Here is an 11606-nt window from a genome sequence, read left to right on the forward strand (position 1 = left end):
TGTTAGTGTAGAACACTTTATAATTTCTGTCTAGTTTAGTGTAACCTATTCAAAGCTCACGCTGCTTACAATTGGAATGGAAATAATAGTTACTATACAAGAACTAGCCGCCGTTCAAGCAATCGTACTTCTAACCGTACTACTGCAAATCGTAGCCGCACATCAAACTATACTGTAAGAAGTTATGGCTACAACAGTTATTACCCAAGCTATAACTATGGCTACAATAGCTACTACCCAAGCTATAACTATGGATATGGTAGCTATTACCCAAGTTACAACTACGGTTACAATAATTGGAATAACTACTATGGCTATGGCAACAGTAGCAACTACTATGGTTATAACTATTGGAATAATTACAATAACCTTGCTAGCGATGAAAACTATATTTACTGGAATGGCAATCACTATTACCGTATGAACGATGGTAGCTACCGTATTTATCGTAACGATCAGTGGAAACCTTTGACAAACAATAGTAATAACAACTCATCTACTAACAACTTGGAAAACGATCCTCACTATCGTTACGAAAATGGGTACCATTACTATGTATTGGACAATGGTGATTATTACTACTACCAAAATGGTAAGTGGATATTGGTGAAAGATTCTGCTGATACAACACCAGTACAACCAAGTCAACCTGAAGTTCCTGCTCCAACACAAGCAGAACCAGAGACTTCAACACCAGCTCCTAGTGATAAACCTGAAGAGCCAACAACACCAGCTGAGCCACAACCAGCACAACCAGCAACTCCAAGTGTTGACCTACCAGAAAACCCACCAATTAATGGTGCTGATAGTGAATTTGATCCATTCAAGCCATCAACAGAAACGCCAGCAGAACCAAAAACAGAAACACCAGCAACTCCAGCTATCCCAACACCACCAGGTTTGGTAACGACTGATGAACCAAATGAAAACCAAATCCCTGATTATGTTGAAAAACCAGCTGAAGGATTGGAACACTTGGCTTGGGCACCAAATGGACAAACTCCAAAATTGGTTTACCCACCAGATAAACCAGGTTATGCAGTCCTCAAGAATGATAAAAACTACTACTTCGACGGTAGTATACATTACTACTATGTACCATCTAACTCAGAGCGTACAGGTTACTCAGCATACTGGAAGTGGCTTGGAGGAAAATGGAAACTTCAAGGGATGACTGATCCAAACGATCCAGCTCGTGATCCAAAACTTCACGAAAACACTGCTGATGACGAGTACATGTACAGTGACAAGAACTCAAGCGTGAAACTTTACTCAACTAACTTGGTAACGACTGCTAAAGCAGGTCAAGCATTGCCATTTAAGAATGTTGAAGAGTTCAAAAACTATGTCATCGAAAAAATGAATCCTCAGTTCCTTGATAACTCTGGTTGGGATGCTAAAGTTGAGTGGGAAATCGAAAATCCAGAAATTTTTGAGAAGACTAAAGAAAACCCATACGCTAAGGACTATGTCTTGATTGCAAATCTCAAGAGTGGTGTCGAAGACAAGAAATACAGTGATGTAGAATTTGGTTATGTGAAGTTTGTTTACCGTGTTGAAGCAACAAATGATACAAACTATGACTATGTTTCAAAAGCGAAAGAAGCTTTCGCTAAAATCAATGAGACTCGTAAAGCTCAAGGATTGAAAGAATTGACTTGGTCTGAAGACATTTATCAAAATCAAGCACTTCCGAAAGTAAATGAAATTTCACGTCAATACGATAGCACAGGCTTTGTAGGGCGTCGTGATGAAGATGCTGCTGTTGTCGTTAAGAAATGGGCAAACAGTGGTTTGAGAAGCTTGCTTCTCGATCTGAATGTAACTGAAGGAGCTGTAGCAGCAGTAGTTGATGGAAACGGTGTATACTACTGGGCATACAGTTACAAATAATTCAATCTTTTGAGATTGACTACTTTCTAAATAAGATAGAGGCTTTAAACAATTGTTTAAAGCCTTTTTGTGACCCAATCAGGACAAACAAAAAGGAGCTCAAGGCTCCCTTTTTTAATGATTACGATGTTTTTTCACTTTCTCTCACGACCAGCAAATCGACTTTTGCATGGCGGAGAATGTACTCAGATGAAGAGCCAACCAAGAGGCGTTCAAAGGCATTGAGCCCTGTTGCACCAACGAGAATCAGGTCGACATTTTCTGCGTCTGGAATAGTACGGGCAAGGAGGGTTTTTGGATTTCCCATTTCGATGACGATGTGAATATCGGTCACACCAGCATCTCTTGCGCGCTTTTCGTACTCCTTCATCAGACTTTCAGCATCGACTTGGAGTTCTTCGTAAACTTCAGCATCAAAGGTAGACACGCTTTGAAGAGCGCGTGTGTCGATAACATGGGCAATGGTGAGCTTAGATTCGTTGCGTAGAGCAGTGTAAACACCTTTGACGAAAGCCAAGTCTGCTTCTTTCGAACCATCAATTGCGACCATAACATTTTGGTAACGTTGTGCCATAATGAAACCTCCTGAAATTTTCTTACTGTTATTGTAACCCTTTTCACTAAAGAAGTAAAGTAAAAATCATATTTAAATAAATATTATCGGAGATTCGATTTTGTGGAGATATGTTAAAATAAAAGAAAACGAGCTAGTAGGAAACACAGTAAAGGAGATGAGAAAGTATGAAAGGGTCTGTTCAAGTTTCTAAAAAAATAAGTTTTCTTTATCATGGAATTATCCTTGCGTCACTTGTAGGTGAAGTAGTGATGCTTTGGCAGCTGGAAAGAGTCATGCCCGTTCTCTATCCAGGTTTTATTGGATTTCTTCTCTTTCACTTGGTCTACCACATCATTTTATTTGTGATTGCAAAGAGAAGTGGTCACTTGGACTATTTGGTCACGTGAGGGCTCTTTCTCATGTTTAATCTTTTGTATGATTATTTTATAGCGCTGATCTTTCTAGGTTTGTCTTTTGGTATGTGAGAAAATACTTCTGTATTCTAGTTGTTTAGACGATGAGAACCTAGTCGTTGTGAGTTTTTTTCTTTGCTTGCTCATTTCAGGAAACTTGTCGCAATCCCTTTCTAGTGGTATAATGTTACTATCTCTATGAATTGAGGAAACAAGATGAAAGAATATAACAAGTCTAGTAAGTTAGAGCATGTTGCCTATGATATCCGTGGTCCTGTTTTGGAAGAAGCTATGCGGATGCGAGCAAACGGAGAAAAGATTTTACGTCTGAATACAGGGAATCCAGCAGAATTTGGCTTTACAGCGCCAGATGAGGTCATTCATGACTTGATTATGAATGCGCGTGATAGTGAGGGATATTCTGACTCCAAAGGGATTTTCTCAGCCCGCAAGGCCATCATGCAGTATTGCCAACTGAAGAAATTTCCCAATGTGAACATTGATGATATCTACCTCGGAAATGGTGTCAGTGAGCTGATTGTTATATCCATGCAAGGGCTTTTGGATAATGGCGATGAGGTCTTGGTGCCTATGCCAGACTATCCTCTCTGGACAGCCGCGGTCAGCCTAGCTGGGGGAAATGCCGTTCACTATATCTGTGATGAAGCTGCAGAGTGGTACCCAGATATTGATGATATTAAGTCAAAAATTACTTCCAATACCAAGGCAATCGTCCTTATCAATCCGAACAACCCAACTGGAGCCCTTTATCCTAAGGAACTCTTGTTGGAGATTATTGAGATTGCCCGTCAAAACGATTTGATCATCTTTGCGGACGAAATCTACGACCGCATGGTAATGGATGGACATGTGCATACGCCTGTGGCGAGCTTGGCACCAGATGTCTTCTGTGTCAGCATGAATGGTCTGTCAAAATCTCACCGTATCGCTGGTTTTCGTGTAGGATGGATGGTCTTGTCTGGTCCTAAGCACCATGTCAAGGGCTATATCGAAGGGCTCAATATGCTATCCAATATGCGTCTTTGCTCTAACGTTTTGGCCCAGCAAGTCGTACAAACTTCACTAGGTGGGCACCAGTCAGTGGATGAATTGCTCCTTCCTGGTGGACGGATCTATGAGCAAAGAAACTTCATTTACAATGCTATTCAAGATATCCCAGGTTTGTCTGCGGTCAAGCCGAAGGCAGGTCTTTATATCTTCCCTAAAATCGACCGCAATATGTACCGCATTGATGATGATGAACAGTTCGTTCTCAATTTCTTGAAGCAAGAGAAGGTTCTCTTGGTTCATGGTCGTGGTTTTAACTGGAAGGAACCAGACCATTTCCGTATCGTTTACCTTCCTCGTGTGGACGAATTAGCGGAAATCCAAGAAAAGATGACACGTTTCTTGAGTCAGTATCGTAGATAAGGCTTTCATAGGGAAAAGCAGGAAACATTTCCTTAGAGCTATTGACAAATAGGTAAGAATCAGATAGAATAGTAAAGTATGTTTAGTAACTGATCACTTTATAGCCGGCTAAACGAATACAAAATCTATGAGGAGGTATTCATCGTGAAACGTACTTATCAACCAAGTAAACTTCGTCGTGCGCGCAAACACGGATTCCGTAACCGTATGTCAACTAAAAACGGTCGTCGCGTATTGGCAGCTCGTCGTCGTAAAGGACGCAAAGTTTTGGCTGCATAATCCAAACGAATTCAACAAAGAAGTCAGTAGGAACTCGAGTCTACTGGCTTTTCTTTTTATCTTAAAGGGGTGCATTGTCCACGAAATCGGTCATTTCAGATGAAACTCATGGAGGGCTCATTTAAAAGGTCACATACAAAAAACTCAAAACCAGATATAAGTTACTGATTTTGAATTTTTGTTTATTCTTTTAAGTGATAAGAGTAGCTAGCGACAACGACGTCTTCGTGCCATCTGAGAGCGTATTTTAGTTTAAGGCTCATTTGATTGTGCAGGATATTTTGCCAAGGCTTGTTAGGGATAAACTGTGGGACAAGAACTGTAACGGTGTAGTTTTTTTGCTTAGCTTCTTGGGCGATTCGTTTGACATACTTAACGCTAGGGGTGATGATGTCGCGGTAGCTGGTATTGATATTCTTCAGAGTGATATTTGGGAAGTAATCGGCAAATTCCTGAAGAATTTCTTGGTCTTTTTCGGCCGTTTCTTTAGTAGAAATGTGCATGGCTAACACTTCGTCACCGATACTTTGAGCGTAGTTAATGGCTCCGACACTTACTCGAGTGACATTTCCTACTAGAACAAGGACAAGATTGCCGTCATAAGTGCGCTTTTCAATTCCTTCGTAGAGTCGCAGTTGTTTTGCCACTTTTTGGTAATGGCTGTGAATGGACAAAAAGAGGAAAGTTAAAACTAGGATAATTGGGAAGAATGGCCAGATATCACCCAGTCTGAAGAGGAGTAAAATGAGAACGATAGCATAACAAATGATGGCCCCAAGGATATTAGCAAAGGCAGGTTTTAAGAAGTTTGCTCCTTTTTCCTTTTTCCAATGGCGAATCATCCCAGTCTGAGAAAGGGCAAAGGGAACGAAGACCCCGATAGTATAAAGAGGAATCAAGCGTTCAGTATTCCCATTAAAAATGAGAAGAAGGATCATAGCTCCAAAAGCCAGAGTTAAGATACCGTTGGAGTAGCCAAGGCGATCCCCTTTTTCCATAAAGAGATGGGGCATGTACTTGTTTTTAGCCATATTGTATGCCAGCATAGGGAAGGCTGAAAAGCCAGTATTTGCAGCTACAGCTAGAATCAAGGCTGTTGAGAACTGGAAGAGATAGTAGCTAGCATGACCAAAGAATGAATCACCAAGAATGCCCTTGGCCATTTGCGAGAGGATGGTTTCTCCATTTTGAGGAGTGATGCCCATCCAGTAGTTTAGGAAGGTAATGCCTGCAAAAAGAAATCCTAAAATGAGGGACATGATGGTCAAGGTCTGAGCAGCATTCTTTTCTTTCGGAGTTTTGAAAAATGGTACCGCATTTGAAATAGCCTCAACCCCTGTCAGAGAGGCAGAGCCACTGGTAAAGGCTCTCAATAGGAGAACGATGGAAAGGCTCGGAACAGTTTGTCCAATGGTTGAAGTCGCCTGATAGTTTAGGGAACCTGTAAATAGTTGAAAGAACCCATAAAGCAAGAGAAAGACGGTACTGAAGATAAAGAGGTAGACGGGAATCATCAGAGAGCTGGCAGATTCTTTCAATCCTCTTAAATTCAAGAGCATGAGCAGACAGACTAGGAAAATAGAGATATGAAGATTATAGGGATGGAGGGCAGGGATGGCTGCAGTAATAGCATCAGCTCCAGACGCAACGGATACGGCTACTGTCAGCATATAGTCAACAAGGAGGCTGCCCCCTGTAATCAAGCCTAGTTCAGGGGAGAGATTTTCCCGAGTGACCATATAAGCCCCACCACCTTGAGGATAGGCGTGAATAATTTGACGATAGGAAATGGTCAAACTAGCGAGGAGTAAGAGGACAAAAATACCGATAGGGAGGCTCCACCAAATAGCGAGAGGAGAGAGGCTAACTAGAACGAGAATGACTTGTTCAGGTCCATAGGCAATAGAAGACAGGGCATCACTGGATAACATTGCAAGTGCCTGCATTTTTCCAAGTAATCCCCCTTCACCATCTGTGAGGGACTTGAGTGGTCGGCCGATAAAGGTATATTTTAATTTTCTAAACATTTTCTTTTCCTTTGATGAAAATTTCAATAAGTGTTATTATACTGCTTTGAAAAAATGCAGTCAAGGGAGAATGATCGGTATTAGAATATTTTTACAAGCCGGGGGATGCTATTTTTGGTATAATAGATGGAAGAAAATGAGGTTAGAAAAGATGATTTTTGATACGCACATACATTTAAATGTAGAAGAATTTGCAGGACGTGAGGCAGAAGAAATTGCCTTGGCTGCTGAGATGGGTGTGACACAGATGAATATTGTTGGTTTTGATAAACCGACCATTGAACGAGCCCTAGAGTTAGCAGGTGAGTATGAGCAACTCTACGCAACTATTGGCTGGCATCCGACGGAAGCAGGCACTTACACAGATGAGGTCGAAGCTTACTTGCTTGAAAAACTAAAACATCCCAAGGTTGTTGCTTTAGGTGAGATTGGTCTGGACTACCATTGGATGACAGCACCTAAGGAAGTGCAGGAACAGGTTTTTCGTCGTCAGATTCAGTTGTCTAAGGATTTGAATTTGCCTTTTGTGGTCCATACCCGTGATGCGCTAGAAGATACTTATGAGATTATCAAGAGTGAGGGCGTTGGTCCTCGTGGTGGGATTATGCATTCATTTTCAGGCTCTTTGGAGTGGGCTGAGAAGTTTGTCGAGCTTGGTATGACCATTTCTTTTTCAGGAGTGGTGACCTTTAAGAAAGCGACAGATATCCAAGAGGCTGCTAGGGAACTTCCTTTGGATAAAATCCTCGTTGAGACAGATGCCCCTTACCTAGCTCCTGTTCCTAAACGTGGCCGTGAAAATAAAACAGCCTACACACGCTATGTGGTGGACTTTATCGCCGACTTGCGTGGGATGACGACTGAGGAGTTAGCCGCAGTAACGACCGCAAATGCAGAGCGTATCTTTGGATTGGACAGCAAGTGATGAAAGAAAAAATTTCCCAAGTCATCGTGGTTGAAGGTCGCGATGATACGGCCAATCTCAAACGTTACTTTGATGTAGAGACCTATGAAACACGAGGTTCTGCCGTTAATGACCAGGATATAGAGCGGATTCGTCGCCTGCATGAACTGCATGGAGTCATTGTCTTTACAGATCCAGATTTTAATGGGGAGCGGATTCGTCGCATGATTATGACGGCCATTCCAACGGTGCAGCATGCCTTTCTCAAGCGAGATGAGGCTGTTCCCAAATCTAAGTCCAAGGGACGTTCTCTGGGAATTGAACACGCCAGCTATGAAGATCTAAAAACAGCGCTGACTCAGGTGACAGAGCAATTTGAAAGCGAGAACGAGTTTAACATCAGTCGTGGTGACTTGATTCGCCTAGGTTTTCTAGCGGGAGCAGACAGTCGTAGACGCCGAGAGTATCTAGGCGAACAGCTCCGCATCGGCTATTCCAACGGCAAGCAACTCCTCAAGCGTTTAGAGTTGTTTGGCGTAACCTTGGCAGAAGTGGAAGAAGTGATGGCTAAGTATTCTGACTAACGGAGTCAGAAATGAAAAAGTGATTATTACGGGTGGCAATAGTGGTATTGGCTACCAGTCTGCTAAACAGTTGGCTGAAAAGGGGTGGTCAGTGACTCTCTTTTGTAGACGGAAAGAAGCGGCTGAGCAAGCCTGTGAGAAAATCCGCCAACAAACAGGAAATCCGAATGTAAATTATATCTTGGTTGATTTATCTGAGATGAAAAGTATCAAGAAAGCGGTAGAACAGTATATCCAAAAGGAAGAGACTTTAGATGTTTTAATGAACAATGCAGCTGACTTTGATTTGTCAGTCAAAAAGCCCATCCTGACTAGGGAGGGATTAGAAAAGCAATTTGCGACCAATGTGGTTGCTCCCTTTTTACTTTCTACCTTGTTGAAAGGTTTGTTGGAAAAATCTGAGAATGGCCGAATTATTAATATTTCTTCTCAAGGGCTGATGCTTTATCCCTTCATGAAGCTTGATTTTGAAAATTTAGCTGGTCAAAAACATTATAGTCCTGCCAAGACCTATTATCAGAATAAACTGGCCTTGTTGATGCTATCGCTTTATATGCGGAAACATTGGAAAGGTATCAAAATTCAGGCAATCCGTGTGACCAATGTCAAAGTTGATATGCGCCGCTATGATCACTTCAGCACTTTTATGAAAAATTTGTATAAAATCAAGTCAAGATTTTCGATTAGTCCTGAAGAAATGGCCAAAGTCTACACAGCCTTATCTACAGAAGATAGCCATGACGGTTTTCTGTATGACGAGAAATGCAGGGAAGTAAAAGCAAATAGATCTGCTTACGAAGAAGAGGAGCAAGCAAAACTCTATTCCTTACTTGAACAACTGACCTTTTCAAGAGACAATCTATAAAGAATTAGAAAAATAAATTTTATGCTTACTTCAATAGTGGAAAGAAATTTAGATATCGAAATCTGTTTGGAGAGTCCTGAAAAGTGATAACAATAACCAGATAGCCCAAAAATACAAAGGGAATGTGTTACAATAGAGGTAATAGCATATGCTTCAACTATGCTCAATACCATGCCTGATAAAAAAAGATAATTGATAAAATCAGCACTTGGGTGAAATTAATGAGGAAAAGCAATGGGAATTTTTAATTTTTTTAAAAAGACAGAAGCACAGAAGACAACAGAAGAAACCAAAGGAGATGCTTGTCTAGGAGTTTTGGGTTTCTTCCCAATGAAAGAAAAGAGGGAATTACTGATTGCTGCGACTTTGGAAGGGAGTTTGACAGTTGGTGATCGTCTTCAGTTTTGCAATCCCGATCAAGGTATGGATACTCTTGAAACTGTAGTTGTAAAAAAACTTACTTGCCAAAACAAAGATGTGGAATCTCTTAGAGATGAGGAGTTAGTTTATCTAGAGATCGATATGCTTCCCTCTCTAGCTAAGTTAAAAAAGGGAAGTGTGCTCTATAGTCCTGGTGTAGATGAAAAAAGGCGTTTATCTAGCTATGCTTATGCTCTCTATCGAGCTTTTGTGACTATTCAAGAAGGTAAAGTAAGCGATGAGGACTATCAGAATCTTAGTCTTGATGATAGTATCGAAATTTTACAGGCTTTTTTATGGGATTGCCGTCAAAAACCAAAAAGTGAAGAGAGCAATCAAGAAAATACTCGTAAGTCAGAGCGTCTAGCAGAAATTGTCAAGGGTAAGTTGCTAGAAGCAGATTCGATTTATGCAGTTTATTCAGAAAATACTGGGGAACCTTATCTTTTCTCAACTACATATGATAGAGGTGACGAAGGCTATCTATGCACTGACCCGATGATTATGCTATTTACCCCTCGTTGGTATCATCAGTATAAGGAAACAATTGAAAACCAATTCAAAGTGGTAAAACGGATTGAAAATACGGAAGATAAAAAAGGAATTGAGAATTTTCTTGGAACAGCCTTTTACTTGAATGGTGGTTTAGGAGCATTCTTTAATACCAAAGAAGTTAGTATAAGTTCTTCTATTTTAGTTCAAAAACCAGATTTTTCAGGCTTGCCAGAGATACAAGTTCCTGTTATGAACCCTGATATTGTGAGATGGATGCTTTTGATGGGACAGATGGATAGACCGACTACAGAAGAGGAAGAATTAATTTATAAACTCTATTATAAGTTCTTTTCAATGGCAATGCCAAAAGCCAAATTCCTTCTTCCTATAAATGCATCATCAGGATTTCCTGAACCTAGTCAGGAAAGTAATGCTCATGTTTTAGAAGAATCCGCTACATTTAATCTTCCAACTAGAGAAGGAAAAAATGGACGAAATTCGGTTTCAGTGTTTACTGATTGGAAACGTTTGCGAATGGTTTTCGATGAAAATTGGAGCGCTATGATTGAAAACGCTGGAGGCATGATTGAAATCTTTGACTATGCCATTAACCAGACTGAGTATTATAAAGCGGGTGTTTATGTCAGTGACAAAGCGTTTAAAGAAATGCAACAGTTCAGTGAGGAACTAGAAGGAAGAGCTAAAGGTTGATCAAGAGATGAAAATAATCGTTGATAGAGAGTCTATCTGTATGGGGGATGATGTTCTGCCTCACAAGGTAGAACTTGAAGTTCCTGAGGACATGACAGTAGAGGAATTTTGTGATTTTCTTCAAAAGGACAGATATTTGCCTAGATTGGATACAGAGTGGCTTCTCCGACATGGTGGGCAGACAATAACAAGCTATCATACAGAAACAAAAGAACTGACGAATCCCAATATCTATTTAAAAGACCTGATTCATCAGACTTCTAGAGGAAATGAATTTGTTTGGATATATCGCCGTTCCTATTAGAAAAGAGAATAAATGATTTTCTTAAAAGATAATGAATGAAAATTAGAACAATATGCATCGACTTTTTGGTCACAAGAGGCGATCTAAACAGTTGGCCCTGTTTGGAGTGACTTTGACGGAAGGTAAAGCCTTCATAAAAATGGTGAAAGGAAACGATATGGCAAATAGAAGCTATATTTATTTAAAAAACGGGAAAGATGTACGTGTTTTAACGGAGGGAGTTTACACCATTCCTTATTTTTGGCAATTATTTTGGGATGAAAAAGATGTGCGAATGCCTAATATTCTATGGAAAAAATTTAATATCTTACTTCCTATTGAGAAATTCCAGAAAAAGGCCACCCAAAATCGCTCCTTTTTAGAACAGAACGCTCCTCAGACCTTGCAACTATATGATGATTTTGTTCGCTATATTCTTGCAAATGTCAAAGCAGGTGATATGCTAGGGTTTGATATTTTAGAAGTTGCTGATATGGATGGATTGACTACAGCTTCGCGCAAGCTTATAAAAAATATCCGAGCCATTCAGGAAAATCAACCCCAAGAATTGGATTTTTCTTTAACAGAAAAGAACGTAATTTGGTCTGCTATGGGATTTCCTGATTATTATGCCTCAAAATTATTGCCAGAAGATAATATTCTAGACTCGGTTGCATACCAAAATGAGTTGAAGAAAATGCAAGGCCCAAAAGATAATCAAGAACAAGACCAAGAAGATAATCAG

The 11606-nt window shown here is 40.4% G+C and carries 10 protein-coding genes and 2 pseudogenes; 10 read left to right on the plus strand and 2 right to left on the minus strand.

Annotation, left to right across the window (positions count from 1 at the left end; translation table 11 throughout):
• Positions 1–51: 51 nt before the first annotated feature.
• A pseudogene (locus Q4A91_RS05870) lies at positions 52–1893 on the plus strand (CAP domain-containing protein); the annotation flags it as partial.
• Between the two features lie 121 nt (positions 1894–2014).
• Here Q4A91_RS05870 and Q4A91_RS05875 read toward each other — a convergent pair.
• On the minus strand, positions 2015–2467 hold the full coding sequence (locus tag Q4A91_RS05875; RefSeq protein WP_303209761.1) for a universal stress protein: 453 nt from the start codon (positions 2465–2467) through the stop codon (positions 2015–2017).
• Positions 2468–2634: 167 nt separating this feature from the next.
• Here Q4A91_RS05875 and Q4A91_RS05880 point away from each other — a divergent pair.
• The 3 genes and pseudogenes from Q4A91_RS05880 (at position 2635) to rpmH (ending at position 4572) form a co-directional block, all read left to right on the plus strand.
• A pseudogene (locus Q4A91_RS05880) lies at positions 2635–2934 on the plus strand (hypothetical protein).
• 144 nt (positions 2935–3078) lie between these two features.
• Positions 3079–4293, plus strand: a complete 1215-nt coding sequence (locus Q4A91_RS05885) for a pyridoxal phosphate-dependent aminotransferase (protein ID WP_303209762.1) — start codon at positions 3079–3081, stop codon at positions 4291–4293.
• 144 nt (positions 4294–4437) lie between these two features.
• A complete protein-coding gene (gene rpmH / locus Q4A91_RS05890; RefSeq protein WP_000831905.1) occupies positions 4438–4572 on the plus strand; it encodes a 50S ribosomal protein L34 in 135 nt (44 codons plus the stop codon).
• Between the two features lie 182 nt (positions 4573–4754).
• Here rpmH and Q4A91_RS05895 read toward each other — a convergent pair whose 3' ends face one another.
• Complete coding sequence (locus Q4A91_RS05895; RefSeq protein WP_303210336.1) at positions 4755–6599, minus strand: APC family permease; 1845 nt, start codon at positions 6597–6599, stop codon at positions 4755–4757.
• Positions 6600–6750: 151 nt separating this feature from the next.
• Between Q4A91_RS05895 and Q4A91_RS05900 the strand changes: the two genes are divergently transcribed.
• The 6 genes from Q4A91_RS05900 to Q4A91_RS05925 all read left to right on the plus strand — a co-directional run.
• Complete coding sequence (locus tag Q4A91_RS05900; RefSeq protein WP_303210363.1) at positions 6751–7524, plus strand: TatD family hydrolase; 774 nt, start codon at positions 6751–6753, stop codon at positions 7522–7524.
• Positions 7524–8087: a ribonuclease M5 gene (rnmV, locus tag Q4A91_RS05905; protein WP_303210337.1), complete on the plus strand. Its 564-nt coding sequence runs from the start codon at positions 7524–7526 to the stop codon at positions 8085–8087. Before Q4A91_RS05900 ends, rnmV begins: the two co-directional genes overlap by 1 nt.
• Positions 8080–8952: an SDR family NAD(P)-dependent oxidoreductase gene (locus tag Q4A91_RS05910; RefSeq protein ID WP_303210365.1), complete on the plus strand. Its 873-nt coding sequence runs from the start codon at positions 8080–8082 to the stop codon at positions 8950–8952. The genes rnmV and Q4A91_RS05910 overlap by 8 nt, the downstream gene beginning before the upstream one ends.
• Before the next feature lie 234 nt (positions 8953–9186).
• Positions 9187–10578, plus strand: a complete 1392-nt coding sequence (locus Q4A91_RS05915; RefSeq protein WP_303210338.1) for an SseB family protein — start codon at positions 9187–9189, stop codon at positions 10576–10578.
• 7 nt (positions 10579–10585) lie between these two features.
• Positions 10586–10882: a hypothetical protein gene (locus Q4A91_RS05920; RefSeq protein ID WP_084917513.1), complete on the plus strand. Its 297-nt coding sequence runs from the start codon at positions 10586–10588 to the stop codon at positions 10880–10882.
• Between the two features lie 157 nt (positions 10883–11039).
• Positions 11040–11606: dimethyladenosine transferase (locus tag Q4A91_RS05925; RefSeq protein WP_303210366.1), on the plus strand; the 567-nt coding region annotated here is incomplete at its 3' end.

This window comes from Streptococcus sp. (assembly GCF_030528045.1).
In the GTDB taxonomy this organism is placed as follows: domain Bacteria; phylum Bacillota; class Bacilli; order Lactobacillales; family Streptococcaceae; genus Streptococcus.